Raw genomic sequence first — 25,506 nt, forward strand, 5'->3', positions numbered from 1 at the left:
GATCGATGGCCGTCGAGGTAAGTACCAGCCGCAGCTACGAAGACAAGTATCCGAACGGCGAGCACTTCGAAGCCTCGCGGCCGGAAGGGATCCTCTACGTGTACGGCGGCAAGGACCCCCAGGGCGACGACAAGGTCCTCGCCATCTACGCGCCGGGGAACTGGCAGTCCGTGAAGATCACGGAGGGCAAGGAGAAGTGAGCGCCCGCCGGAGTTCGTCGAGCCACGCGGTCATCTGCGCGCTCAGGTCGTCTCCGGTGCGGGCGTCGACGTTGTCCGCGTGCAGTTCCAGCACGGGGATCCCCGCGGCGCGCAGCGCGCGGGTGGTGAAGTAGCCGCCGCGGGCGTCGTCGGAGACCAGGTGCACGACGCCGTCGACGCCGTGGTGCCGCGCTTCCTTGACGTACCACTCGGCCGACCACGGCGGCGTGTAGAGCTGGTCGCTGAAAGCGGCGAAGCGGGCGGCGAGGGCGCGCAGCGGGTCGTCGCCGTAACGCAGGTAGCCGTCCGCGGCGATGGCGAGGTACATCGACCAGACGAAGACCGCGCCGTGCGACCGCTGGAACCGCTGGTAGAACTCGAGGTCGAACCACAGGCCGCGACCGATCCACATCAAGCGCAGCCGCTCGTCCGGGCACGCCGCGACACCGGCGTCGATCCGGTCGCGCACCTCGTCGTGGAACGCGCGGGCGGCGTCGCGGGCCCACTCGGTGCCGCGGTGCCACTGGGGCACCATGACGCTCGGGATGCCGTCGGTGACGGCGATCGGGCACGGCCGGGCCGCGGCGATCAGGTCGCGGGTGCGGCGGTTCCACTCCTGCTGCTCGTTGACCAGCGCCATGACTTCCCGGAACCGGGTCTCGGAGAACACCCGGCCGGTGGTCTGCTCCAGGAACCGGATCAGGCCGGTCAGCTCGCCGGTCAGCAGGTCGAGCCGGTCGCTCCCGATGGCCTCCTCCCAGCGGTGCGGCATCAGCTCCCACCACCGCTCGGGCACCGCGTTCTCCGCCGCGCTCTCCAGCGGGTAGTACGTGACGCCGGGCTGCGCGTCCCAGACGTCGAAGATCTTCCGGGACGCGTCGCCCGTCGTCTCGCCGAGCACGATCGACGGCTTCGGCAGGCCACCCCACGGCGCCCGACCGGGATCGTCCTCGAACGCCGACGCCAGCGACGTGGCGCTGTACTGCTCGATGTAGTCGGGGTAACCGCGCTCGCGCAGCAGGCCGAGGTAGCGCTGCGTCTGGCGTTTCGCCGCGACGATCGAGGCCCACCACTGGTTGACGACGTACGGGATGCCCATCGCGCGGAAGATCTCCTGGGGCGCGTCCGCGTTGACCAGCGCCAGTGGCGCACCGGCGGCGACGTCGTCGCGCATCCCGGCGAACCACTCGCGCTGGTAGCCGGTCGCGGTGGTCGCCGAGGTCAGCCGGCCGGTCATCCCGCGACCCCGGCCGGCAGGAGCGCCGCGAGGGCGTCGCCGGTCAGCTCGCCGTACGGTTGCCGCTCCGCCGGCACCGCCCGCAGTCCGGTGGCGGCCCGTTGCGCCGGGAAGTCCCACGGTGGGGCGTCGTCGTGGACGCGCGCGTAGGAGAACAGGACTTCCGCGTCGCAGGCCCGTGCGGCCGCGGCCGTGTGGGCGGCGCGCTGCCGGATGGACGCGCGGGGCGCGGCCGGGCCGTTGTGCTGGTAGCGCTCGGCCAGCGCGAGTTCCGTCGGCGCCGCGCACGTGCGCGCGAAGAGCAGCTCACCCCAGTCGTGGTCCTCCCCCACGACGAGGAAACCGTTGTCCTCCAACGTTTTGTAGACGCCGGGGTCATCGTGGGAGCTGCCGGTGAGGAACAGCCGCACCCCCTCGACCTCGGGCGAGCCGGCGGCCACGCGGTCGGCGAGCGCGGTGGCCGCCGTGACCGGCAGCCTGGTGGTCGCGGCGACCAGGGTGAGGAACTCGGTGCCGCTCAGCCGGTTCGCCCGGCGCAAAACAGCGCAGCGGCCGAGCGACCGCCGCAGGGTGTCGTGCGCGGTGATCGCCGCGGCGAGGTCGTCGTCGCCGATGGGCCGCCACCGGCCGAGCCATTCGCGCAGCTGGGCGATCTTCGCGTGGACGTACCGGGTGGTCGTGTGGTGCGGCAGGTGCAGCACGTCCACCAGGCGCACCGGCGGCAGCCGCAGCTCCGGCTCGACCCGGTGCAGCTCGCGCAAGGCGTAGAACAGGCGCAGCGAGGCTTCGCAGTCACGGGAGACGACGACGGCTTCGAGCGGCCCGTAGCCGCCGGTGAGGATCCGCGTCAGGATCGACCGGGCGACCGGATCCACGCCGTGGCCGAGGTAGCGGTCGCCAAGCGTGCTGTCCTCGCCCGGCTTCCCGGCCAGCCGCAGCGGCAGCAGCCCCGCCGCGGTGATCAGCTCGACCGGGACGTCGGCCCCGACGTAGCCCACCGCGGGCAACCCGGCGCTCAAATCACCGCCTCCGCCACCAGGTCCGCCAGCTGCTGTTCGGTGTAGCCGAGCAGCTCGCGGTAGACGTGCTCGTTGTGCTCGCCGAGCGCGGGCGCGGGCCGGTCCAGGGCGACGCGGGCGGCGGAGAACCGGATCGGCACGCCGGTCCCGGCCAGGTCGGCCACCGCGCCGTGCTGCGGGTGCCGCAGCGGCACGACTTCCTCGCGCGCCAGGACCAGTGGGTCCCGGACCGCCTCACGCGGCTCGCGGACCTCGGCCGCGGGCACCCCTTCGGCGGTGAACGCGGCGAGGATCTCGGCGAGCGGCCGCACCCGGCACCACTCGCGGATGAGGTCGTGCAGCTCGTCGGCAGCACGCACGCGCTGGTCCCGCGTGCGGTAGCGGTCGTCCTCGGCCAGGTCCGGCCGGCCGATCGCCCGGAGCACGCCGTGGGCGAACGCGTCGGTCGGCGCGCAGAGGGCGAGATAGCCGTCGAGAGCGGGCAGGATCCCGAACGGCGCGAGGCGCGGCACCATCGAGCCGGTGCGCTGGGGCAGGCCGACCGCGTCGAAGGCGTCGAACGGCTCGCACGCGACGAGCGAGGTCAGCGCGCCGAGCATCGACACGTCCACGCGCTGGCCCTCGCCGGTGTGCTCGGCCTGCAGCAACGCGGACACCGTGCCGACCACGGCGAACAGCGGCGCCAGCAGGTCACCGATCGGCAGCCCGAACCGGACCGGGCCCTCGTCGGGCTCCCCGGCGGTCATCATCACCCCGCTCAGCGCCTGGATGATCGAGTCCATCGCCTTGCCCGAGCCCGGGCCGCCCTGGGCGCCGAACCCGCTGATCGAGGTGTAGACGAGCCGCGGGTTGACCTCCCGGACGCTCTCGTAGGAGATGCCGAGCCGCTCGGTGACACCCGGGCTGTAGTTCTCCACCAGCACGTCGGCGTCGCGGACGAGGTCGGTGAACACGGCCCGGGAGCGCGGGTTCTTCAGGTCGAGGGTGACGCTGAGCTTGTTGCGCCCGCGCAGCAGCATCGACACCGACAGGTCGTCGTCGTGGCGGCGGGCGAGGTTCAGGCCGTCGCGGCCGACGTAGGGCGCGTTGTTGCGCGACGAGTCGCCGCCGGTGGCCGGGTTCTCGACCTTGATCACGGTGGCCCCGAGCCCGGCGAGCAGCAGCGTCGCGTACGGCCCGGCGAGCGCGGTGGTCAGATCGACGACGACGCGGCCGGCCAGTGGCTGGTCGGTCATGTGGCAGCTCCCTCGGAGAGATCGACGAGCACTTCGGGGCCGCGGGTGGTGAACCGGCCGTTGAGGCCCGCGCCGCGGGTGATGTCCTCGACGTACTTCGCCACGGCTTCGCCTTCCGGGGTGCCGCCGACCGGCACCGGACGGCCCTGGCCGTCGACCCGGCAGGGCACGAAACCGGCTTCGTGCAGCCCGGTCTCGTCGAAGCGGCAGAAGGCGATGGCGGTGTTGCGGCTTTCGGGGTGGAACGGGAAGAACGGCATGTCCGGGTCGGGCGCGAAGCCGTAGAGCTTGGTCCGGCGTTCGGCCCACGCGCGGAGTTCGTCGGCCCCCACGCCCGCTCCCGGCGTCAGCGCGTGGGTGACCGTGACGAAGTTGCCGAGCCCGTGGAACACCGGCCGTCCTTTGTAGACCTCGATGCCGCGCATGATGTGCGAGTGGTGGGAGAACACCGCGTCGGCCCCGGCGTCGACCGCGGCGCGGGCGACCGGGCTCTCGTACATCGCGACCACGACCGGGGTGTGCCCGACGCCCTTGTGCAGTGACACGAGCACGATGTCGGCCTCCGCGCGCAGCCGGCGCACGTCGTCGGCCATCGCCGCCAGGCTGTCGGGATCGGCGAAGGTGTAGATCTTCGGCGGGCCGCCCGGGCTCGCGTGGTCGAGCTCGTAGTGGGTCAGCACGTGCACGTACGCGCAGCCGGGCTTGCGGGAGGCGGCCCAGGAGTCGCGCGGGCCGACGCAGTTGTAGGACAGCACGCCGATCCGCAGGCCGCCCCGCTTCACGATCGCCGGGCGCCGGGCCCGCGCGAGGTCCGGCCCGGCGCCGGCCGTCAGCAGGCCCGCCGCGCGGGAGTAGGCGATCGTGTCGGCCAGTCCCCCGTCGCCGGCGTCGCAGACGTGGTTGCCCGCCAGGGTGACCACCGCGAAACCCGCCTCGGCCACCGCCTTCAGCGCCATCGGGTCCGCCGGCGGCGCGGGGACGTCGGTGCTGCTCTGCACCGACGTCGTCGAGTGGGGTACCTCGATGTGCCCGATCGCCAGGTCCAGCTCCCGCAGCACCGGCGCGGCGGGCGCGAGGAAGAACTCCGGGTCCGGTTCGTCCAGGATGAGGTCGCCGACGGCGCCGACAGTGATCACGAAACACCCTCCTCGTGGGACAGATGACGGGACAGGAAGGCCCGCAGCCGGTCGGTCCGGGGCCGGGTGAACAGCTCCTCCGGCGGCCCTTCCTCGACGATCCGGCCGGCCTCCATGAACACGCACCGGTCGGCCACTTCGCGCGCGAACGCCATCTCGTGGGTGACGACGACCATCGTGGTGCCCGCCGCCGCGAGGTCCCGCAGCACGGCCAGGACCTCGTCGACCAGCTCCGGGTCGAGTGCGCTGGTCGGTTCGTCGAACAGCATGATCCGCGGCCGCACCAGCACGGCCCGCGCGATCGCGACCCGCTGCTGCTGCCCGCCCGAGAGCTGCCGCGGGTAGTGGTCCTCCCGGCCGGCCAGGCCGATGCGCGCCAGCAGCTCCCGCGCCTCACCCTCCACAGTGGACCGATCGCGCCGGTGCACGCGGATCGCCGCGTCGGTGACGTTGCGCAGCACGGTGAACTGCGGGAAGAGGTTGAACTGCTGGAAGACCATGCCCATCCGGCGCTGCTGGGCGGCGATCCGCCGCTCGCTCAGCGGGCGCAGGCCGCCCGGCGAGCGCCGGTGGCCGAGCAGCTCGCCGTCGAGGTACATCGCGCCGCCGTCGACGGACTCCAGCTGGTGGGCGCAGCGGACGAGCGTCGACTTGCCCGAGCCCGACGGCCCGATGACCACGACGGTCTCGCCTTCGTGGACGTCGAGGCTGACCCCCGCCAGCGCGTCCACCGTGCCGAACCGCTTGCGGACGTCGCCGATCCGCAGCACCGGGGCGCTCACCGGGCACTCCGGTGACCACGCGAGAACCGGCGTTCCAGCCGGCGTTGCCCGGCCGTCAGGACGGTGACCACGACGAGGTACCAGAAGCAGGCGACCAGCAGCATCGGCACGATCTCGTAGGTGCGGTTGTAGATCACCTGCACCGAGTGCAGCAGGTCCGACATCGCGATGACCGACACCAGCGCGGTGCCCTTGAGCACGTTGATGAACTGGCTGCCCGCGGGCGGGATGATCACGCGCATCGCCTGCGGCAGCACGATCCGCAGCAGCGTCTGCCCCGGCGGGTAGCCCATCGCGCGGGCCGCGTCGCGCTGGCCGGGATCGACCGACGACACCCCGGCGCGGAAGATCTCCGCGAGGTAGGCCGATTCGACCAGCGACAGGCCGATCACCGCGGCGGTCACCGGCGTGATCACCGCGTTGGCGTCCCAGCTGCCGAAGACCGGGCCGAACGGGATGCCGATCGACAGCCGCGGCAGCAGGTAGGCGAGGTTGAACCAGAAGATCAGCTGCACCAGCGGCGGGATGCCGCGGAACAGGCCCACCCACAGCGTCGCCACCCACCGCGCGGGCCCGAACCCGCTCAGCTGCATCGCCGCGACCACCCCGCCGGCCAGCGACCCGAGCACCATCGCCGCGATCGCGAGCACCACCGTGGTGCCCAGCCCCGCCAGGACGCTCTTCTCGAAGAGGTACTTCGCCACGACGTCCCACTGGAACCGGGAGTTGCCGACCAGGAAGACGGCCAGCTGCGCCGCCAGCACCGCGAGCACGAGCACGAACAGCCAGCGCAGCGGCCGGAAGCGGCCGCGCGCGGACGCGACGTCGTCCTGGGCCGCGGCCGTCTCCGCCACAGTGGACATCGCGGTCATTTCGCGGACGCCGCGTCGAACAACGGCTGCGGGACCGTGACGTCGGCCAGGGCCCACTTCTGCATGATCCGGGTGTAGGTGCCGTCGCGGAACAGCTCCTCGAACGCCTTCTGCAGCACCGGGCCGAGCTTCCCGGCCTTCGGGGTGTACAGCGCGAGGTTGTCCGTCGTGGCGCCCTGCTCCTCGGTCTGCGTCACGTACTCGTACTGCCCCTTCTGCTGTTCGGTCACGTCGATCGCCGCGGCCTGGGTCATGCCGGCGGCCTCGACCCGGCCGGACTTCGCGGCCAGCAGGATGGCGTTGGTGTCGTCGAGCCCGATCACCTGCACCCCCGGCCGCTGTTCGCGCTCACAGAACGCGGACAGCTTCGCGAGCTGGCCTTCCACGACGCTGGCGGTGACCACGGCGACGCGCTTGCCGCACAGGTCGGCGGTCTGCTTGATGCCGGCGGCGGACCCTTCGGGCACCACGTAGGCGGTGCGCGTGGTCATCCAGGTGACGGTGTCGAACTGCTTCTCGCGCTCGGCGGTGGCCTTGACCGGTCCGTTGAAGGCGTCGTACCGGCCGCTGAGCATGCCCTGCAGTGCGGCCGGGAGCCCGGCGACGATGGTGGTTTCCGTGCGCACGCCCAGGATCTGGCCGAGCGCCTGCTGGAAGTCGGGGTCGATGCCGGTGACGGTCTTGCCGTCCGGCCCGACGGTGCGGTACGGCGGGTGGGAGTCCCCGGCGAACCGGAGCACCCCCGCGTCCTTGATCGCTTGCGGCAGCTGGTCGTGCAACGCCGCGACGACGGTGAGCGCGGCCGCGGAGGGCGCGGGCGCCGCCCCGTCGTCGACCGTGCAGCCGGCCAGGACGAGTCCCGCGGCGGCGGCCACGGCGAGCGGGCTTCGACGCCATTGACGAAGTGAGGAACCCATGTCGTTTCTTCCTGAGGAAGGCCGTCCGAACCGGGCGGCGCGAGAACCCGAGGGGAGATTGGTTGCTATCTGGGCGCCGATCGTCGCATGATGTGTCGTGTGATTCAACCCCTCGATCCGGCCGCTCGTCCGGGACTGCCACCATGGACACCGGCGGCGGACGACCCCGGCCGATCGCCGGCCCGAACCCCGGAAGAGGCGAGCGCGCGATGACGACGGGCCCGCTGCCCCGCTCCCAGCAGGGAGCCGAACCGCAGCTCCTCCTGACGTCCCTGCTCGGCGACTTCTGGTACTGGCGCGATGAACACATCCCCTCGGCCGCCCTGGTGGAGCTGCTCGGCGAGTTCGACATCAGCGCGGCCAGCGCGCGGGCCGCGATCCGCCGCCTCGCCGCGCGCGGCCTGCTCACCGTGTCGCGGAGCGGGCGGACCACGGCGTACGGCATTCCCGCGCGCACGTCCGAAGTGATCATCGAGCGCACCCACCGGATGCTGACCTTCGGCACGACCGCGCCCGAGTGGGACGGGCAGTGGACGGTCGTCACCTTCTCCGTGCCGGAGCAGGACCGCGGGCTCCGCACGGCACTCCGGTCACGGCTGCGGGTCCTGCGGTTCGCCGCCCTCTACGACGGCGTGTGGGTCAGCCCGCACGACCTGGCCGCCCCCGCGCTCGCCGCGCTGCGCGAACTCGGCCTCCGCAGCGCGACGGTCTTCCGCGCCACCGAGGTCCCCGGCGACGCCGGCAGCCCCGTCGCAGCCTTCGACCTCGAGCCCCTCGCCCGGGAGTACGAGCAGTTCGTCGAGCGGTACGAACGGGTGCTCACCGGCCTGGACGCCGGCCTGGTCAGCCCGGCGCAGGCGTTGCGCACCCGCACCGAGCTGCGCGTGGACTGGCGCCGGTTCCCGGAGACCGACCCCGACCTGCCCGCCGAGCTGCTGCCCGCCGGCTGGGCGCGCGACCGGGCCCAGAAGGTGTTCCTGCAGATCTACGACCGGCTCGGGCCGCTCGCCGAGCTCCGGTTCCGGCAGGTGCTGGCGGCCACCGACCCGGCGCTGGCCGACTTCGCCGCCCACCACGACTCGGTGAAGGTGGCCGCCCTGTTCGCCGGCCTGGGCGACCACCACGCGGTGGGCGACACGCCGTTCGAACAGGCCGCGCAGGCGCGTCGGCTGGACGAAGCGGGCCACCAGTAAGCGGCACTTGCCGGGACGCACGTCCCGGGACGTGCGTCAAGGATTGACATCGTCGGGCAGCGGCGCGTCACCGGGTGCCCGGCCCGGCGCGCTGGGGCCGGGGTATCCACCGCCACAACGCGCCCGCCGCCGCGAAGCCGACCAGGCCGCTCGCCACGATTCCGGCGCCGAGGCCGGCCAGCGCGGTCACCGCGGACAGGATCAGCGGGCCGGCGCCGGCCCCGATGTCCGCGAGCTCGTTCCAGATGCCGATGTGCGTCGGCCGTCCGACCGGCGGCGACACGTCGGCGCCGAGCGTCATCACGATGCCCGACCCGATGCCGTTGCCGAAGCCCATCACCATGGCCACCACCACCAGCGCCACCGCGCCGCCCGCGAACGGCATGACGACGAAGGAGGCGCCCAGCACGAGCGTCGCGGGCACGGCCACCCACCGCCGCCCGTGGCGGTCCATCACCTTGCCGGCCGGGTAGAACGTCAGCGCGTCGATGGCGCCGGCGACGCCGTAGACGATCGAGCTGGCGGTCGGCGACAGCCCGATGTGCGCCGCCCACAGCGGCACCACGGTCTGGCGGGTCTGCCGGATCGCCGACAGCAGCAGGATCCCGACGCCCAGCGTCGCGTACACCCGCCACCACTGCCGGAGCATCCCCCGCGTCGTGACGGCGGCCGCGTCCACCCGCTCGCCGGCGGTGACCTCCAGGTCGGGCACCCGGAACACCAGGACGGCCGCCGCCACGATCGCGGCCAGGCTCACGTAGTACGCGCCCGGCAGCCCGGCGACCTGCATCGCCCCGGCCCCGGCGAACGGCCCGAGGAACACGCCCACGCGGATGCTCCCGCCCAGCGTCGACAGCGCCCTGGCGCGCATGTGCGCCGGGACGATCTCGGTCAGGTACGACTGGCGGGCCAGGCTGTAGACCGCGCTCGCCGCCCCGATCAGCAGGATCCCGCAGCCGTAGAGCAGCAGCGACGCCGGTCCGCGGCCCAGATCGACCAGGCAGGTCACGACGCCCGCGACCATGACGGCCGACGCCAGGAGCATCGACCGGCGCTCGCCGATCCGGGTCGCCAGCATCCCGGCCGGGATGTTCGCGACCAGTGACCCGACGCCGAGCAACGCGGCGATCAGCGCGGCCGTCGAGGTGCTCGCCCCGCGGTCGATCGCGCTCAGCACGACGACCGGCAGCACGGCCCCCTCGGACAGTCCGAACAGGACCGCCGGCCCGTACGCCGCCGCGGCGACCGAGCGCAGGCGGAAGTCCTCAACCATTTCCGGCCATCATGCGCGACCGACGCGGGCGGCCGGAGCCGGGAGTGATCAATGTCGCTTCGTGAATTCGGGCGTTGACCAGGGCGCCTCGAACCGGCGAGAGCCCGGCACCTCGTGGGCGCCGGGCTCCCCCGTGGTCACGGGCAGGTCGGCGCCGGCTCCGCGGCGGACGACCCGGCCGACGTCAGCTGGGCCAGGCCGCGGCCGCCGAGACCGAGGACGGCCTGGGTGGTCGCGCGCACGACGGTGCCGGCGTTGTAGCCGGTGGCGTCGTAGGCGATCGCGCCGCGGTTCGCGGCGGCGCCCGCGCAGCCGACCTGGAGGCCGGTGAGGAACGTCTTCGCCTTCTGGGCGGCGGCGAGCCGCAGGCCCGCGCGGAACGCCTGGCTAGCCAGGCCGGTCGTGTTGGCGTTCGGCGCGACCGCCGGGTCACCGGTGCCGACCGAGATCCCGCCGTTCGCCTGCTGCCGCCCGGCCAGCCAGGTCAGGCCCTGCTGCGCCTGGCCGGGCCGGCCGGTCGCCTGCAGCGCCTGGGCGGCCATCGCCGTCGAGTCGGTGTCGCTGACGCAGGGCGTCACGCCGAAGTCGAGGGGGAAGCCGCCGTCCGCGCACTGCGTCCCGGCGAGGAAGGTCACCGCGGACGCGGGTGCGCCGCCCGGCGTCCGGTCGAGGGCGATGAGCGCGAGCGACTGGCTGAAGGCGTTGCTGTAGTCCCCGTACTGCGACTTGTCCGAGAACCGCCCGGACGGTGCCAGCAGCGCGCGCAGCCGGGTGGGCAGGTCGGTGCCGCCGAAGGTGGCCGGGTTCTGGCCGCGGACCTCCGCGGCCAGGGTCGCCTTCGCGGTGGCGCCGGCGTAGGACTCGGTGACGCCGTCGCCGACGTAACCGGCGAGGTTCGTGGCCACGTAGGTGGTCGCGCGGCCGGCGGCGGTGTTCGCGACGCCGGCGGACGCGAAGGCGAAGATGCCGTCGATCGTCAGGCCGGTGTCCGGATAGGACACTCCGCCGAAGACGGTTTCGAGGTGGTCACCGCCGGTCAGCTGTCTGGCGAGCCAACCGGCGGCGACGTCGGCGGTGTGCTGCGCCGGGGTCGTGGCGGACGCCGTCGCCGGGACCAGGAGCGTGGCGGCGGTGACGACTGCGGCGAGCTGACGGAGTTTCACGGTTTCTGCCTTTCCGGGATTCGTTCGGGGAGTTCGGCGAAGGTCGGGGCGACGCCGTAGGAGGCCTTGCGCGAGGCCCGCCGCAACGTGGCGAGCACCGCGGGGCCGAGCACGACGATCGCCACGGCGTTGGTGATCGCGCGGCCGGTGTCCCAGCCCGCGGTCGACGTCAGCAGCGTGAACACGGCGAAGCGGTGCAGGTTCTCCCACACCGGATCCCCGGCCACGTACGAGATGTGCCCGTCGTGGTACGGGACTTCGGCACCGGTGATGAACGGCCAGAACCACAGGTTCATCAGGAACCCGAACAGGTAAGCGACGACGATGCCGTAACCGACCAGCATCGCGATCTCGGCCTTGCCCGTCACGCGACGCGGCAGCAGGCCGGCACCCATCCCGATCCACGCCGAGCACAGCATCTGGAACGGCAGCCACGGCCCGACACCGGCGGTCAGCAGGGCCGAGGCGAACAACGACGTGCAGCCCAGCACGAACCCGAACCCGGCACCGAACACGCGGCCGGCCAGGACGAGCACGAAGAACACCGTCTCGATCCCGGCCGTGCCCGCACCCAGTGGCCGCAGCGCGGCGTTGACGGCCGAGAGCACGCCGAGCATCGCGAGGGCCTTCGCGTCCATGCCGCCTTCGGACAGCTCGGCGAGCACGATGGCGATCAGGATGGGCAGGATGCCGAAGAAGATGAACGGCGCGTCCGGCCCGTGCTGCATGCTCTGCGGTTCGACCCGCACCAGCAGCGGCCAGACGAACATCATCAGCCCGGCCAGCGACGCGAGCCCGAGCACGACGGCCGAGCGCGGGCCGACGCGCACGGCCTGGTCGGCGCGCCCCCACTGGCGCAGGCGCGTCACGAGACCGCCGCCTCGACCTCGGCGACGGTCAGCCAGCCGCCGCCGAGGATCTTGGCCACCTGCGTCGCGAACGCCGGCGATCCGCCGAGCACCTCCGCGGTGGCGCCGTCGGTGACGATCTCACCCTCGGCCATGACCACGACCCGGTCGGCGACCGTCGCGACGAACTCGACGTCGTGCGTCGCCACGACCACCGCGCACCCCTCGGCGGTCATCGCGGCGATCATCCCCGCCAGCGCCGCCTTGGCCGGGTAGTCGAGCCCGCGGGTCGGCTCGTCGAGCAGCATGATCGACGGCGACGCGGACAGCTGCACCGCCAGCACCAGCGCGAGCCGCTGCCCTTCGGACAGGTCGCGCGGGTGCCGCCCGGGGTCGATCCCGGGGGCGAGCCGGTCGAGCAGTCCCCGGCAGGAGCCGGGCTCGGCACCGGTCTCGGCATCGGCCGCGGCGCATTCGGCGGCGACGGACTCGAGGTAGAGCAGGTCGCTCGCGGTCTGCGGAACGAGCCCGACGACCTTGCGCGCCTTCGCGCTCGGCAGCTCCCCGGGATCGACCCCGGCGGCACGGACCTTCCCGCCCTGCCGCGGCCCGGACCCCTGCAAAGCCCACAGCAACGACGACTTCCCCGAGCCGTTGCGGCCCATCATCGCGGCCACCCGGCCGGGGTGCAGGTCGAGATCGAGCCCGCGGACCGCGACCACCGGCCCGTACCGGACGACCACGCCGGCGGCGGTCAGCACCGGTTCCCCCGGCTCGGCCCCGGCCGGCTCCGGGCGCGAGCCGAGGCGCTCGCGCAGCGGCCGGGCGACGCGGCGGGCGTCGCGCACCGACATCGGCAGCGGGTCCCAGCCGGCGAGCCGGCCGAGCCGCACGATCGGCGGCGCGATGGGCGTCGTCCGCAGGATCTCCGGTGGGGTGCCGTCGGTGACGCTGCCGTCGCCCGGGACGTAGAGCATCCGGTCGGCGAACGGGATCACCCGTTCCATCCGGTGCTCGGCCAGCACGACGGTGGTGCCGAGGTCCTGCACCAGCCGCGCGAGCGTCGCGAGGACCTCCTCGGCCGCGATCGGGTCGAGGGCCGACGTCGGCTCGTCGAGCACGAGGACCTTCGGGTGCATGGTCAGCACCGACCCGACGGCGACGCGTTGCTGCTGCCCGCCCGAGAGTGTCCTCAGTGGACGGCGGCGCAGCTCGGCGATGCCGAGCAGGTCGAGCGTCTCTTCGACGCGGCGGCGCATCACCTGCGGGGCCAGGCCGAGCTGTTCCATGCCGTAGGCGAGCTCGTCCTCGACGACGTCGGTGACGAACCCGGCCAGCGGATCCTGCCCGACGACGCCGACGAGGTGCGCGAACTCCCGCGGCGGCCGGTCCCGCGTCACGGCGCCCTCGACCGACACCGTGCCTTCGAGGTGGCCGCCGGTGAAGTGCGGGACCAGGCCGTTGAACGTGCCGAGCAGCGTCGACTTGCCCGAGCCGGTCCGCCCGGCGACGAGCACCAGCTCGCCCTCCCCGATCGACAGCGACACGTCGGCGAGGACGGGTTCCGGTTGCCCGTGGTACCAGAAGGAAACGCGGTCCAGCTCGATCATGCGGGGACTTTCTCGGTCTCGGGCACCGGTTCCGCCTCGAACGGCAGCGCGGGCGGCGGAGTCAGGAAGGCGGGCAGGACGCCGAGGAGCACGCCGGCGAGCGGCACCCAGGACAGCAGCGGCCAGGACAGTGTGCTCAGCGACGGGTTGAGGTTCGTCGGGTCCACACTGGACGTCGTGAACAACGCCACGGCCACCGCGGCACCGCTCGCGGCGGTGACGAACTCGGCCGGGTGCCAGCGATCCGGCCGGTAGCGGGTGCGCCGCACGCGCGTCCCGGCGGTCCGGAAGCCGATCAGGCCGAGCGCGAGCCCGCCCACCAGGAACGGCGTGGCGAGGAACCGCGGGGTCGAGCCGTCGAGCGTCGCGTAGACCCCGACGCAGACGCCGATCAGGCCGGTGATCATCAGTACGCCGGTGAGCAGCCGGGCGCGGGCCCGCACCACCCCGGCGCGGCCGTAGCCGCGGGAGTCCATCGAGGACGCGAGCTGCAGCGACCGGTCGAGCGCGTCCTCCAGCACCGGGATGACGACCGCGTGCAGCGCCCGGAACCGGCGTCCCTTCGCACCGCCGCGCAGCTTCCGCGCCCGGTGGACGCGCTGGACGCTCTCGGCCAGCTGCGGGAACACCGACAGCGCGACGATCACGGCCGTGCCGACCTCGTAGAGCGCCGGTGGCATCGCCTTGAGCAGCCGTTTCGGGTTGGCCAGGGCGTTGGCCGCGCCGAGGCAGAGCACCATCGTGGCCAGCCGTAGCCCGTCGTAAAGCCCACCCAGCACGGACTCCGCGGAGACGTCGCCGAGCAGCCGGATGCCCGCGGCCCACGCGGGCAGCGGGATTTCGGGCAGGCGCAGGATGATCGTCGAGCCTTCGGCGCCGCCGAAGACGATCCGGAAGAACACCCGCACCCCGATGATGACCGCGGCGAGGTAGGCGTACATCCGGAACGCCATGGCCCACGGCGCGTCCGCCCGCCGCGCGATCACGACGTGACAGAGCACCGCGACGATCGTCAGCAGCAGCCACGGGTTCGTCGTCCGGCTCGCCGCCACCGCCAGCCCGAGCGCCCACACCCACCACGCGGCGGGGTGCAGATCACGCGGCAGGAACCAGGAAGCGAGCATCAGCTGTCCCGGGCGCGTTTGCGACGCCGCGCGGTGAACCACGCCGCGGCGGCGAGCAGCACGACCGCCGCGCCGGCCACCCAGGGCGCGTAGTCACTCGCCCCGGCCTGCTCCTTGATCGCCTGGTCGACGTCGGCAGCCTGCTCGCCGCCGGTGAACGCGACGTTGCCGGCCGGATCCGCGGCCTGCGGCCCACCCCCGCCGGGCCGCGGCTTGGGCGGCGGCAACGGACGGCCGCTCGTGCCGAGCTGGTCCGGTTGTCCCGGCGGCCCGGCCGTGGTGGCCTGCGCTCCCGAAGGCGGCGCGGCCGGGGCCGTCGTGGCGCCGGGCTGCTTTTCGTTGATGTCGGCGGAACTCGGCGCCGGCTCCGCCGCGGTGACGCACGGCCCCGCGGTGCCGGGCCGGACCGCGGCGATCCGCGGCACCGGGTTCGAGTCGGCCGTCGCGTTCAGCGAGAACGACCAGCCCTCGAAGCCGCCCGCGGTGAAGTCGCGGTTCTTCACGCCCCACTGGCTGTACTCCCACGCGCAGTTGTTCCCGGCGTGCCAGTACGACCAGTAGCCCGCCGCGGGCGGCGTGTCGACGCAGGTCTCCTTGTAGTGCTCGTTGCCCTTGACCGGGATCTCCTCGACCGCGGACGGCCGGTTCTCGATCCGGCAGATGAACGCCTCACCCCACCGCTGCACCCCGGCGACCTGGAAACCCGCGTTCTTCAGCGCGTCCAAGCCGGTGCCACGGCCGGTCTGCGGGTCGCAGCGCACGATCGTCGTGCCGCCCAGCTGCTGGAAGTCGAGCACGACGGTGACCCCGGCGCCGTCGGCGCAGAACCCGGGATGCCCCTTGCCCTGGTCGACGGCGCGCGCGACGCCCGGGGCGAGGGCGGCCGTCAGCACCGCGACGGCCGCACCCGCGAAGATCCGCCTCACTGCACCGTCAGGGTCGCCGTCGAGTACACCGTGCCGCCGGTGCCGACCGCCTTGACCGTGTACGTGTAGGTGCCCTTGGCCGTCGGCGTGATCGTCTTCGTCCCGCCCGGCACGGCCAGCGACCCGGACCAGGCGCCGCCGCCGGTGGCCGGGGCGACCGACTGGGCGGTGAGCGTCGTGGAGTTGGTGGACGTCCAGGTCAGGGTGGTGCTCTGCCCCAGGGTGATCTTGTGGTCGAGGTCGTCGGCCGACAGGCTCACGGTCGGGTTGCTCGCGTTGACGGCCGGGTTGAGCGGGGTCACCCGCGGCACCGGGTTCGAGCCGGCGGACCGGTTGAGGGAGAACGACCAGCCTTCGAAACCACCGGGGACGACGTTGCGGTTGAGCGCGCCGTAGCTGCTGTAGGTCCAGGTCGAGGTGGCGCCGGTGGCGGTCCAGTACGACCAGTACGCGGCGCCCGGCGGCGTCCGCACGCAGGCTTCCTTGTAGGTCGGGTTGCCCGAGACCGGGATCGACTCGGTCGCCGAGGGCCGGCCCTCCAGCCGGCACACGAACCCGAGCCCCCACTGCGCGACACCGGCGACGGCGATCCCCGCGTCCTGCAGGGCCTGGATGCCGGTCCGGTCCGTGCCGGGAGCGGCGTTCGGCGAGCAGCGGGTGATCGTCGGCGCGGCGGTGCCGCCGTTGCCGTTGAGCTCCTGGAAGTCGACGACGACGGTGACGCCGCTCAGCGCGTCGTTGCCGGTGCAGATCCCGGCGTAGCCCTTGGCCGGGTCGACCGCCGACGCCGGTGTCGCCGACGACACGACGAGCCCGGCCATGACGGCGAGACCGGCCAGCAGCGAAGGAAGACGTCTCATGGTGTTACCCCCTGGTGCGTGGTGTGCGGGTGATCAGGTGGCGCAGGCCGGCGGCCAGCGCGAAGGCGAGGACGAGCGCGGCACCGGACAGGCGGAAGGCCAGCCAGAGCGCCGGACTCCCGAGGGCGGCCGGCGCCGCGACGACACCGCCGTGGCCACCCGCGGCGGCGAGCGGCTCGGCCAGCGGCAACCGGACCGCCGTCGTGAGCGGCGAGCCGTCCGCGTCGAGCCAGGTCCGCCCGGCGATCCCGGTCGCCGCGGCGATGCTCGCGCCCGGGTCGCTCGGCCCGCCCGGGCTCTTCGGGAACCCGCCGTCGGCCAGCACGAGCGCGCCGAGGGCCTGCGCGGCCTTGCTCGCGTCGAGCCCGGCGGAGCTGAACCCGCCGGCGACGGCCGCCGTGAGCACGGGATCGGGCTGCCCGTCCGCCGCGGCGATCGTGCCGTCGGGTCCGGTGCGGGTGGTCAGCGCCGCGGCGGCGGACTCGAGGGCCTGCCGGTGTTCGGGCGTCCAGCCGGCCGGTGCGACGTTGCCCGGCGCCCGGCCGTCGCGCGGGACGGCGTTCAGCGCCTCGACCGCGGCGGCCGTCGCGGTGAGATCGCCGGTGGCGCACGGCTTTCCGGTCAAGACGGCCGGGAAGAGCCCGTCCGCACACTGGTGGGCGATGAGCGCGCCGACCGGCGCTTCGGCGGGATCGGCGCCCGCCGTGGTCGCCAGCGTGGCCCAGGCGTGCCGCCGCAGGGTGCCGGTGGTGTCGGCGAACTCGCCGGTGTCGGTGAACTCGCCGGACGCGGTCCGCAGCGCGGCGAGGTCGGTGCGCAGCTGCCCGACGGCCTCCGCGTCCGCGCCGGATTCCGGGAACCGGGCGACGATCTGCAGCTTGGCCAGGGGTTCGGCGTAGGCGGCCTGGCCTTGCTCGTAGGGCGCGCCGTGGGCGTAGGCCCGGATCGAGTCCGGGCTCAGCAGGAACCGTGACGCCCGGGCGGCGGCGTCCGGCTGCTGCCCGAGGGTGTGCAGGGCGAGCACGAGATCCGCCGTCAGGTCGTAGTCGACGAAGGTCTTGCCGTCCTGGGCGACCTCGACGTGGTCGCCGTCGACGAGCCGGCTCGCGAGGTAGCCGCCCAGCCGGTCGGCCGGGGTCGGGCCGGTCACCGGCGCCGGGGCATCGACGGGGACGACCACGGTGCCGCGCGGCGAACCGGGCCGCACCGCCGGGGTGCCGGCCTTCGGGCTCACCGGCGGCTTCACGGCGTGATCCCCCGTCGGCGCGGGCTTTTCGCCGGGCGGCGGTGGCGGCGGACCGGGCGGGCTGCAGCCGGGGTCCGGCTGCCTCTGCGCTCCGGCGTGGCCGAGGGTGAGGTCGTGGAACCCGACCTGGGACAGGCCGAGCGCGGCCTGCGCGCTCGCGCGGATCCAGGTGTCGAGCCCGCCGATCCCGGTGGTGCGCGCGGCTCGGTACTCGGCCGGGGTGTAGGCGATGGCGCCGAGCTGATCCCCGAGCGGGGTGCCCGCGTCGGCCGCGGTCGCTTCGGCGGACTTGAGGAACGCGGTCCCCGAGGCCATCGCGGCGTCCGCGCACCCGGCGTCGGCGAGCGCCTGCACGATCAGGCCGGTGCTGTTGGTGTTGGGCGCTTCGGTGCCGACGCCGCCGCCCCAGCCGCCACTCGCGGTCTGGTGGGCCTTCAGCCACCGCACGGCCTTGGTGATGGGCGCGTCGAGGTTCGCCGCGCCGGCGTCGCGGGCGGCGAGCATCGCGGAGAGTGCGATACCGGTGGCGTCGCCGTCCGGCGTCGACTGGTCGAACGGTTTGCCCTCGTCACACGTCGAGATCCGGTGGCCGTCCGGTGTCACCTGGTCGCCGGTCTCGGTGGTGGGGATGAGGCCGAAGAAGATCCGGAAGAAGCCGTCCGAGCACTGCTGTTTCAGCATCGTGTCGATCACGAGCCGATCGGTGAGGCCGGCGCCCGCCAGCCCGATCACGGCCAGGGCCTGGCCGAACACGTTGGCGTTGTTGCTGACGAAGTCCTTGAAGTCGGGGTTCTTCGAGTAGTCGCTGACGCGGCCCTTGTCGACGCCCGAGCGCGCGATCGTGCCGAGGGTCTCGGCGACCATGTCGTGCCCGCCGAAGGACCTCGGGTCCCGCCCGGCGATTTCCGCGGCGACCAGCACCTTCGCCGCGGCGCCACCGGTGATGATCGCGTCGTAACCCTGGCCGGGGACGAGGCCGTCCCACGTGTAGTAGTCGGTGGCGTGGTGGTCGTCGTCGAGGTACTTCACGATGGGCGCGGCCAGCGCGCCGTCGCCGGAGGCGTACATCGCGAAGAGCGTGTCGATCATCAGGCCGTGGTCGGGCAGCGCGCCACCGAGCGGGTTCTGCAGGGTGCCGTCGGGCGCGAGCTGCGCGGCGAGCCACTTCGACGTCGGCTTCGAGGCCGCGAGATCGCCGGCGAAGGCCGGGGTCACCGAGCCGACGGTGAACACGACGACGGCGGACACCCAGGCCGCGATGGGCCTGAACCGCTTGCCGGCCACGTGATCCTTCCTCTCCCCAGACGCCGGCGCGACACACACAGGGAGAGACCGGCCCCCACGGGAGGCCGGGCGTCCACCCACTGCTGGCGCGACAGCGGTTCGACAAACACCTGCCCGAGGCGGTAATCCGACTCGTCACCCCAAGGTGACCCACGGTTGCGCGACAGTGCCGGACTTCGACCGGCTTCCCCTGCCACGGGCAGAAAACATGAAGTTGTACTGACTGAGCGAGCCGACACTAACACCTGGTCAGCCGAACGGGAACGGCAGAACTCACGTCGCCTTCACCACACCGGGACGCGCGCGGCCGTCCGGACAATCTCGAAGACAACTGCAACAGAACGCGGGGCAGGTGGCCTCTTGAGAGGTGTGCGGTGCTTGAGCGCGCTGCACGTCCAGCTCGACGAAGGCAAGGAGACCGTGCCATGACCGACCTCGACGAGGTGCGCCGCGCGTCGGACGCCCAGGAGCCGCCGGCGTCCGATCCCGACGCCATGGTGACCGTCGCCGGCCGCCGGATCCGGCGGCGCCACACGACCAGCGTCGCCGCGGTGACGCTCGCGGTGGCCGCCGTCGGCGCGGGGGTCTTCTGGGCGCAGGACCGCGGTACCGCCGCGGTGCCACCGGCCACGCTCGCGAGCCCGCCGTCCGCCACGGTGACCCAGCCGCCGGCCGCCGGGAAGGTGCCCCCGGCCGCGCCGGCGATCAGCCTCGAGGACAGTTCCTGGGACCTGCTGTTCTGGGCGGTCCAGCCGCATTTCGCCGGCCTGCACTACGCGCAGGATCACCGGTACGCGTTCGAGATCGACGTCCGGGACGGCACCGCGCCCCACAGCGCACTGGCCACGAAACCCTCGGCGGCGGACCAGATCCCGCACCCGCAGTCGGTCATGTGGCAGGACGGACCGAACCGCTGGATCCGGGTGACGACCACAAAACCCGTGACAGCCCCGGAAATGCTGGCCCTGCTGGGGAAGATCCACGCCACGCCACCGGTGATCGCGTCGCCGCTCAAGTCGCTGCACGTCCCCGACGGGCAGCAGGTCGGCACGTTCACCAGCGAACCCGAAACCAACACCCTGGTGCTCTGCCCCGCCTCCGAGGTCGGGAAGACCCCGCTCGACCCCCGATGCTTCTCCCTGACGGTGTCGCTGACCAACAGAGCCGCGGACAGCAGCTTTCCGCAGGACCCGCTGCCCGTGCACCAGCACCGGAAGCTCGGGACCTACACCCTCGAAATCGACAGTTCGCGCGCCAACGAACAGGCCGCGCTGGCGTTGCTGAACTCCGTTCAGCTCAATCGCTGAGAATCAGCGTTACTACCGGATTCTGATTTTCCGCATTCCCGAAAGCGCACTCGAATTGCCGTGATTTCGCGGCATCGATCCATGACCCAGGCGAGGGAGTTTCGATGCGTAATTCCGCGCTCGTCGTCGTCCTGGTCGGTGTCATCCTCGGCGCGCTCGCCGCGGCGGTCTGCGTTCGTTCCGCGAACGTGCCCGCCGCGGCGGGCACGTCACCGGCGCCGGACGTCCCGCCGTCGTTCCCGAGGACGCGGGCGGCCACGCCGGTTCCGGAGGCGGCCGAGGTGGCGGTCGACGTCCGGGGCGAATGGTCCTGGGCGTTGCGCGAGACGGCCACCGGCACCGTGGTCGGTGCCGGAACCCTGCGCAACACGACCGAATCCATGATCAAGAGCTGGCTCGCGGTCGACTACCTGGCCTCGCGGGAGTCGCGGATCTCGGCCGGGGACGAGGATCGGGTGACCCGGATGATCCGGTCCGGCGACGATCGTGCCGCGCAGACGCTCTACCTCCGGCTCGGTGGCGACGATTCGATCGCCCGGATGATCCGCACCTGCGGCCTGCACGACACGACGATCCACCCGAACTGGTGGTCCAAGACCGCGATGCCGGCGACCGAGGCGACCCTGCTCGGCCGGTGCGTGGCCCGCGGTCCGGGCTTGAGCCCGCGGTGGCGGGCCAAGCTGCTGGATCTCATGCGGTCGGCCGACCCCGCGACCGCGTTCGGCATCCCGGAGGCCCCGGCCCTGGCGGGCCTGCACCCGGCCGTCGAGAACGGCTGGACCCGCCACGGCACCTGGTGGACGGTGAACTGCCTGGCGATGTGGGACCACTGGGTGCTCGCGGTCATGGTGCACTACCCGGACCAGGGCGACGACCACCACTACGGCGCCGAAGTGTGCAAGTCCGTGGCCCAGCAACTGTTCGGCCGGATCGACATCGGTTCGACCACGGGCGCGGGAGGCAAGTGACCGCAGGAGACGGGGATCAGACCCGCCCGGCGCCGACCAGGTCGAACAGGTTCTGCACCAGAGAACGGACGGCAGCCGGTCAGCAGTAGACGTTGCCGCAGACCGCCAGGATGAACGCCGTTGCCGTCAGGGTTTCGGTGGCGCCGGCCTGGGTCAGGGTGACCGAGACGGTGACTTCGTCGTCGCCGGTCAGGCCGTCGACCCGGCAGCCGGACGTCGTGCCGCACAGGCCGGGTGCGGTCTGGTAGCCGGCCGGGACGTGCCAGGTGTAGGTCGTGCCGGCGGCCGCGCCGCCGACGGAGAATCCGGCCGAGTAGGGGCCGTGGAACTTCGCGCTGTTGTGGCAGTTCCCGGTGTAGGAGCCCACCGGGCCCGGTGAGACCTGGCACCCGTACGTCTCGCCGCCCAGGGCCGCGGCGGGTCCGGCGGTCAGCACACCGATGCCCGCCGCCAGCAGGACGGTCGAAACCAGGGCCGCACTCTTGCGCATGGGTTACCTCCGGAACTGGTGGTTCCTCTGTACGACACAGGGACGATACCCAGCGCGACATCCCGCAGGTAGCGCCGGACGAGTGCGGGGAATTCCGCCGGACGAGCGGGAAACGGACGCCCCGCCGGCGCCCTCGGGCCGCAGCGGCGGGCGAATTCGTCGATGGGTGTCAAGAATTTTCCAACTCGTCGACAGCCACTCATGACATCGGTCAATGCGGATGTAACGCCCGTTGCGGCACGGAATCGCGCGGAATCGCCGACCATTGTCGCTTGTGGACGGGACGTCGAACCGCAATAGTCGCCAGGCGACGAAAATCGAACCCGAAAGGGAGTCCGATTTAGTCGGATCTGCTGGATTTGAACCCCTACGACCAGGGAGCTGCATATGCGGCGTTCGTCGCTCATACTCCGGCCGGCGATTCTGGCCGCCGTCGGTGGCTTGGTGCTGGCCGGATCCATTCAGCCGGCCGGTGCGGCCGTGCCCGCGGCGAACGCCGGGACCGCGTCGCAGGCGGTGATCGTGGTGCTGGGCGACCAGATCGCGTCAGCGCCACCGACAAAAGCGGCGTCCGGGAGCAGACGCGACCAAGCGACCAGAGCGCAGAACGCGGTGCTGGGCAAGCTCACCGGCCCGGCGCCGGCGAACGTCAAGCACTTCGCGGTCGGCAACGCCTTCTCCGCGACCGTCAGCCCCGCGCAGGCCGCCGCGCTCGCGCAGGACCCGGCCGTGGCCTCCGTGCTGCCCGACAGCAAGGTCACGCTGCCCACGCCGAGCACACCGCCGGCGGCGGCGAGCGGGGCGGCGCCGAGCGCACAGCCCCGGACGTCGACGGCGCCCGGCGCGATCTGCCCGGCCGACCCCGCGAAGCCGCTGCTGGAGCCGGAAGCGCTCACCTCGATCCACGCCTACAGCACCGACGGCTCGAAGAGCGCGGCCGATCTCGCCGACGGCTCCGGCGTGAAGGTCGCGTTCCTCGCCGACAACATGGACCCGGACTACGCCGACTTCATCCGGCCGGACGGGTCCAAGGTCTTCTCGGACTACCAGGACTTCTCCGGCGACGGCCCGGCGACCACGGACGCGGGTGCCGAGGCGTTCGGTGACGCGTCGTCGATCGCCGCGCAGGGCACCGTGGTGCACGACCTGTCGAAGTTCGTGAACCAGGCGCACCCGCTGCCGCCGGGCTGCACCATCGTGGTCAAGGGCGTCTCGCCGGGTGCGAGCCTGGTCGGGCTCAACGTCTTCGGCTCGACCGCGACGAACTCCGCGGTGCTGCAGGCCATCGACTACGCGGTGACGGTCGACCACGTCGACGTCATCAACGAGTCGCTCGGCCTCAACCAGTACCCGGACACCAGCTCGCGCGAGCTGTTCCAGGTGTTCAACGACGAGGCCGTCGCCGCCGGCGTCACGGTCACCACCTCCAGCGGCGACGCGGGCACGACGTCCACCATCGGCAGCCCGGCCACCGACCCGCTGGTCATCTCCGCCGGCGCGACCACGGACAACCGGCTGTACGCGCAGACCACGTACGCGGCTTTCCCGTTCTCCAACGGGAAGTGGGTCAGCGACAACATCTCCGCGCTGTCCTCCTCCGGCATCACGCAGAACGGCCGCACGATCGACCTGGTCGCGCCCGGCGAGGGCAACTGGGCCGACTGCGAACCGGGTTACGCGGAGTGCCAGACGTTCCAGTCGCCGCCGCAGGGCGCGGACCTCGAATCCTTCGGTGGCACCAGCGAATCGGCGCCGCTGACCGCGGGCGTCGCGGCGCTGGTCATCCAGGCCTACCGCGGCACGCACCACGGCGCGTCGCCGACGCCGGCCCTGATCAAGCAGCTGATCACCGGCACCACGCGTGACCTCGGCCTGCCGGCCGACGAGCAGGGCTCCGGACTGCTGGACGCGCGCGCGGCCGTCGAGGCGGCCACGACCGCGCCCGGCACCAACGGCGCCCCGGCCGGGGTGTCGTCGAACATCGCGCTCTCGACCGACCAGCTGACCCTGGACGGCGCGCCCGGCAGCACGCAGACCGCGACGGTCAAGGTGTCGAACGTCGGCGCCAAGCCGCTCACGGTGTCCACCGGCACGCGCGGGTTCGCGACGGCGTCGACGCAGACCCAGACCGTGCCGTTCGACGCGGCCAAGCTGCCGACGTTCACCTACTACAACGGCGCGCAGTGGGCGCAGAAGACGGTGAAGTTCAGCGTCCCGCCGGCCACCGACCGGCTGCTGTCGCGGATGGCGTGGCAGGGCAGCCCCAAGACGGTCAACGGCGCTTCGGTCACCCCGGTGGTGCGGTTGACGCTGCTCGCGCCGGACGGCACGTTCGTCGCGAACAGCCGCCCGCAGGGTGGTGCGGCGACGGCCAACTACGCCAACGTGGACGTCCGGCACCCGGCCGCGGGCACCTGGACGGCGGTGCTGTACTCGGTCGCCGGCGCGTCCGGCTACACCGGTGCCATCCAGCTGGCCGCGGACGCGCAGCGCGCCGTGCCCTACGGCCAGGTCTCGCCCCAGGTCCTGACCCTGGCCCCGGGCCAGACCAAGCCGGTCAAGATCGCCCTGCCGACCCCGGCCTCGGGCGGCGACGCGGACTACTCGGTGACCTTCGGCAGCTCCGACGGCCACCAGACGTCCGTGTCGGCGGTGCTGCGCTCGCTCATCCCGACCGGCAACGGACCGGGGGCCTTCAGCGGCACCATCACCGGTGGCAACGCCCGCGCGTTCTCCCCCGCGCAGACGTTCAGCTACGAGTTCGACGTGCCGCACGGCAAGAAGGACCTCGACGTCGCCGTGCACCTGGCCGACCCGGGCACCGTCGTCGACGGCGTCCTGGTCGACCCGAACGGCGAGCTCGGCGACGTCACCAGCAACATCTCGCTCGCTTCGCCGACGACCGTGTCGCAGGGCACCGGGCTGCAGCTGACCGACGCGAACCCGCTGCCCGGGCGCTGGCACCTGGTGCTGGTGGTGCAGAACCCGGTGACGGGCAAGCAGCTGCAGCAGCCGTTCACCGGCACGGTCGCCTTCGACCGGGTGTCGGTGTCCGCGCCGGCGCTGCCGAGCGGCGGGAAGCTGGCCGCCGGCAAGGCGGTCACGGTGCCGGTGACCGTGCACAACACCGGCATCGAGCCGATCGCGATCGGCGTCGACGCGCGCACCAACACCGCGCAGACGCTGCAGCCGGTCCCGGTCGGCGGCCAGACCGAGGTCGACCTGCCCGAGCCGGGCGCGATCGCGCCGGTCTACGAAGTGCCGCCGGACACGAGCAAGCTGACGGTGGCCACCTCGTCGAGCAGGCCGGCCCAGGTCGAGCTGCAGAGCTCGGCCGCCGGGATCGACGTGCTCGGCGACCTGAAGCAGGCCCAGGCCGGCAGTACCGTCTCGGTCGCCACGATCGGGGAGAAGAAGGGCTACGTCACCAAGGGCATCTGGTTCGCCGACGTGCAGGAGCTCGGCCCGTTCGGGCCGGCCGGCGCCCCCGCCGGGCACGCGAGCTACACCTCGTCCCTGGTGACCGCGGGCTTCGACCACGCCGTGACCTCGTCCACCGGAGACCCGTACGACCAGGCGATCGACCCGGCGGGCACCGGCGGCACGCCGGTGATCATCCAGCCGGGCCGGACGGCCACCATCCAGGTGACCATCACCCCGGCCGGCGCCCGCGGCACCGACGTCACGGGTCACCTCAACCTGGTGACCGTCCCGACCCTGCCCACCGGCTCGACCGGCCTGCCGGAGGAGGGCACCGGCGAGGTCATCACGACCCTGCCGTACCACTACCGGATCGGCTGAGCCGGACCGTCACGA

The 25,506-nt window shown here is 72.8% G+C and carries 21 protein-coding genes and 1 riboswitch; of the genes, 5 read left to right on the plus strand and 16 right to left on the minus strand.

Annotated elements, in window-relative coordinates; genetic code table 11:
* Window positions 1–5 precede the first annotated feature (5 nt).
* Window positions 6–200 (plus strand): hypothetical protein, encoded by a 195-nt coding sequence (locus OHS58_RS14945; RefSeq protein WP_326949266.1) that lies wholly within the window; start codon window positions 6–8, stop codon window positions 198–200.
* Here the strand turns inward: OHS58_RS14945 and OHS58_RS14950 are convergent.
* From OHS58_RS14950 to OHS58_RS14980, 7 genes are read right to left on the minus strand one after another with little or no spacing between them, the layout of a single operon-like run.
* Window positions 178–1,437: a 2-hydroxyacyl-CoA dehydratase family protein gene (locus OHS58_RS14950; RefSeq protein WP_328648642.1), complete on the minus strand. Its 1,260-nt coding sequence runs from the start codon at window positions 1,435–1,437 to the stop codon at window positions 178–180. The two genes, OHS58_RS14945 and OHS58_RS14950, sit on opposite strands and share 23 nt — an antisense overlap.
* Window positions 1,434–2,456 carry a 2-hydroxyacyl-CoA dehydratase family protein gene (locus OHS58_RS14955; protein WP_328648643.1) on the minus strand — a complete coding sequence of 341 codons (1,023 nt, stop codon included), beginning with the start codon at window positions 2,454–2,456 and terminating at the stop codon, window positions 1,434–1,436. The genes OHS58_RS14950 and OHS58_RS14955 overlap by 4 nt, the downstream gene beginning before the upstream one ends.
* Window positions 2,453–3,691, minus strand: a complete 1,239-nt coding sequence (locus OHS58_RS14960; protein ID WP_328648644.1) for a CaiB/BaiF CoA transferase family protein — start codon at window positions 3,689–3,691, stop codon at window positions 2,453–2,455. Before OHS58_RS14960 ends, OHS58_RS14955 begins: the two co-directional genes overlap by 4 nt.
* On the minus strand, window positions 3,688–4,827 hold the full coding sequence (locus tag OHS58_RS14965; RefSeq protein ID WP_328648645.1) for a CapA family protein: 1,140 nt from the start codon (window positions 4,825–4,827) through the stop codon (window positions 3,688–3,690). Before OHS58_RS14965 ends, OHS58_RS14960 begins: the two co-directional genes overlap by 4 nt.
* Window positions 4,824–5,609, minus strand: a complete 786-nt coding sequence (locus OHS58_RS14970; protein WP_328648646.1) for an amino acid ABC transporter ATP-binding protein — start codon at window positions 5,607–5,609, stop codon at window positions 4,824–4,826. The genes OHS58_RS14965 and OHS58_RS14970 overlap by 4 nt, the downstream gene beginning before the upstream one ends.
* Window positions 5,606–6,472: an amino acid ABC transporter permease gene (locus tag OHS58_RS14975; RefSeq protein WP_326949260.1), complete on the minus strand. Its 867-nt coding sequence runs from the start codon at window positions 6,470–6,472 to the stop codon at window positions 5,606–5,608. The genes OHS58_RS14970 and OHS58_RS14975 overlap by 4 nt, the downstream gene beginning before the upstream one ends.
* 5 nt (window positions 6,473–6,477) lie before the next feature.
* Entirely contained in the window at window positions 6,478–7,398 is a 921-nt protein-coding gene (locus OHS58_RS14980) for a transporter substrate-binding domain-containing protein (protein ID WP_328648647.1), read from the minus strand.
* Between the two features lie 209 nt (window positions 7,399–7,607).
* Here OHS58_RS14980 and OHS58_RS14985 point away from each other — a divergent pair, with 209 nt between their 5' ends.
* Window positions 7,608–8,591, plus strand: coding sequence for a PaaX family transcriptional regulator (locus tag OHS58_RS14985; protein ID WP_328648648.1), 984 nt, complete (start codon window positions 7,608–7,610; stop codon window positions 8,589–8,591).
* 67 nt (window positions 8,592–8,658) lie between these two features.
* Here the strand turns inward: OHS58_RS14985 and OHS58_RS14990 are convergent, their stop codons facing one another.
* The 8 genes from OHS58_RS14990 to OHS58_RS15025 form a co-directional block, all read right to left on the minus strand.
* A complete protein-coding gene (locus tag OHS58_RS14990; RefSeq protein ID WP_328648649.1) occupies window positions 8,659–9,864 on the minus strand; it encodes an MFS transporter in 1,206 nt (401 codons plus the stop codon).
* 137 nt (window positions 9,865–10,001) lie between these two features.
* Window positions 10,002–11,027 (minus strand): prenyltransferase/squalene oxidase repeat-containing protein, encoded by a 1,026-nt coding sequence (locus OHS58_RS14995; RefSeq protein ID WP_328648650.1) that lies wholly within the window; start codon window positions 11,025–11,027, stop codon window positions 10,002–10,004.
* Entirely contained in the window at window positions 11,024–11,896 is an 873-nt protein-coding gene (locus OHS58_RS15000) for an ECF transporter S component (RefSeq protein ID WP_442875536.1), read from the minus strand. The genes OHS58_RS14995 and OHS58_RS15000 overlap by 4 nt, the downstream gene beginning before the upstream one ends.
* Window positions 11,893–13,485 carry an ABC transporter ATP-binding protein gene (locus OHS58_RS15005; protein ID WP_328648651.1) on the minus strand — a complete coding sequence of 531 codons (1,593 nt, stop codon included), beginning with the start codon at window positions 13,483–13,485 and terminating at the stop codon, window positions 11,893–11,895. Before OHS58_RS15005 ends, OHS58_RS15000 begins: the two co-directional genes overlap by 4 nt.
* The gene (locus tag OHS58_RS15010; RefSeq protein ID WP_328648652.1) at window positions 13,482–14,609 is read right to left on the minus strand and encodes an energy-coupling factor transporter transmembrane component T; all 1,128 of its coding nucleotides are present in this window, start codon (window positions 14,607–14,609) and stop codon (window positions 13,482–13,484) included. Before OHS58_RS15010 ends, OHS58_RS15005 begins: the two co-directional genes overlap by 4 nt.
* The gene (locus OHS58_RS15015) at window positions 14,609–15,535 is read right to left on the minus strand and encodes an ABC transporter substrate-binding protein (RefSeq protein ID WP_328648653.1); all 927 of its coding nucleotides are present in this window, start codon (window positions 15,533–15,535) and stop codon (window positions 14,609–14,611) included. Before OHS58_RS15015 ends, OHS58_RS15010 begins: the two co-directional genes overlap by 1 nt.
* Window positions 15,532–16,395, minus strand: a complete 864-nt coding sequence (locus OHS58_RS15020; protein ID WP_326949252.1) for an ABC transporter substrate-binding protein — start codon at window positions 16,393–16,395, stop codon at window positions 15,532–15,534. The genes OHS58_RS15015 and OHS58_RS15020 overlap by 4 nt, the downstream gene beginning before the upstream one ends.
* A 4-nt stretch (window positions 16,396–16,399) precedes the next feature.
* A complete protein-coding gene (locus tag OHS58_RS15025; protein WP_328648654.1) occupies window positions 16,400–18,925 on the minus strand; it encodes a prenyltransferase/squalene oxidase repeat-containing protein in 2,526 nt (841 codons plus the stop codon).
* Between the two features lie 67 nt (window positions 18,926–18,992).
* Window positions 18,993–19,141, minus strand: a riboswitch (adenosylcobalamin (AdoCbl) riboswitch).
* A 209-nt stretch (window positions 19,142–19,350) separates the two neighbouring features.
* On the opposite strand from OHS58_RS15025, the gene OHS58_RS15030 reads away from it, so the two are divergent.
* Window positions 19,351–20,232 carry a hypothetical protein gene (locus tag OHS58_RS15030; protein ID WP_328648655.1) on the plus strand — a complete coding sequence of 294 codons (882 nt, stop codon included), beginning with the start codon at window positions 19,351–19,353 and terminating at the stop codon, window positions 20,230–20,232.
* Window positions 20,233–20,336: 104 nt separating this feature from the next.
* The gene (locus OHS58_RS15035) at window positions 20,337–21,200 is read left to right on the plus strand and encodes a serine hydrolase (RefSeq protein WP_328648656.1); all 864 of its coding nucleotides are present in this window, start codon (window positions 20,337–20,339) and stop codon (window positions 21,198–21,200) included.
* Window positions 21,201–21,279: 79 nt separating this feature from the next.
* Here the strand turns inward: OHS58_RS15035 and OHS58_RS15040 are convergent, their stop codons facing one another.
* Window positions 21,280–21,690, minus strand: coding sequence for a hypothetical protein (locus tag OHS58_RS15040; protein WP_326949248.1), 411 nt, complete (start codon window positions 21,688–21,690; stop codon window positions 21,280–21,282).
* A gap of 387 nt (window positions 21,691–22,077) precedes the next feature.
* Here OHS58_RS15040 and OHS58_RS15045 point away from each other — a divergent pair, with 387 nt between their 5' ends.
* Window positions 22,078–25,491: a S8 family serine peptidase gene (locus tag OHS58_RS15045; RefSeq protein WP_328648657.1), complete on the plus strand. Its 3,414-nt coding sequence runs from the start codon at window positions 22,078–22,080 to the stop codon at window positions 25,489–25,491.
* The last annotated feature ends 15 nt before the right edge of the window (window positions 25,492–25,506 follow it).

Source organism: Amycolatopsis sp. NBC_00348 (assembly GCF_036114655.1).
Classification (GTDB): domain Bacteria; phylum Actinomycetota; class Actinomycetes; order Mycobacteriales; family Pseudonocardiaceae; genus Amycolatopsis.

Bases quoted from the DNA above. Each gene is read 5' to 3' on its own strand.
- OHS58_RS15010 (WP_328648652.1), bottom strand. From the start codon at position 14,609: ATGCTCGCTTCCTGGTTCCTGCCGCGTGATCTGCACCCCGCCGCGTGG.
- OHS58_RS14985 (WP_328648648.1), top strand. From the start codon at position 7,608: ATGACGACGGGCCCGCTGCCCCGCTCCCAGCAGGGAGCCGAACCGCAG.
- OHS58_RS15035 (WP_328648656.1), top strand. From the start codon at position 20,337: ATGCGTAATTCCGCGCTCGTCGTCGTCCTGGTCGGTGTCATCCTCGGC.
- OHS58_RS14990 (WP_328648649.1), bottom strand. From the start codon at position 9,864: ATGGTTGAGGACTTCCGCCTGCGCTCGGTCGCCGCGGCGGCGTACGGG.
- OHS58_RS15045 (WP_328648657.1), top strand. From the start codon at position 22,078: ATGCGGCGTTCGTCGCTCATACTCCGGCCGGCGATTCTGGCCGCCGTC.
- OHS58_RS14980 (WP_328648647.1), bottom strand. From the start codon at position 7,398: ATGGGTTCCTCACTTCGTCAATGGCGTCGAAGCCCGCTCGCCGTGGCC.
- OHS58_RS15020 (WP_326949252.1), bottom strand. From the start codon at position 16,395: ATGAGACGTCTTCCTTCGCTGCTGGCCGGTCTCGCCGTCATGGCCGGG.
- OHS58_RS14945 (WP_326949266.1), top strand. From the start codon at position 6: ATGGCCGTCGAGGTAAGTACCAGCCGCAGCTACGAAGACAAGTATCCG.
- OHS58_RS14975 (WP_326949260.1), bottom strand. From the start codon at position 6,472: ATGTCCACTGTGGCGGAGACGGCCGCGGCCCAGGACGACGTCGCGTCC.
- OHS58_RS15030 (WP_328648655.1), top strand. From the start codon at position 19,351: ATGACCGACCTCGACGAGGTGCGCCGCGCGTCGGACGCCCAGGAGCCG.
- OHS58_RS14950 (WP_328648642.1), bottom strand. From the start codon at position 1,437: ATGACCGGCCGGCTGACCTCGGCGACCACCGCGACCGGCTACCAGCGC.
- OHS58_RS14960 (WP_328648644.1), bottom strand. From the start codon at position 3,691: ATGACCGACCAGCCACTGGCCGGCCGCGTCGTCGTCGATCTGACCACC.
- OHS58_RS15040 (WP_326949248.1), bottom strand. From the start codon at position 21,690: ATGCGCAAGAGTGCGGCCCTGGTTTCGACCGTCCTGCTGGCGGCGGGC.
- OHS58_RS15005 (WP_328648651.1), bottom strand. From the start codon at position 13,485: ATGATCGAGCTGGACCGCGTTTCCTTCTGGTACCACGGGCAACCGGAA.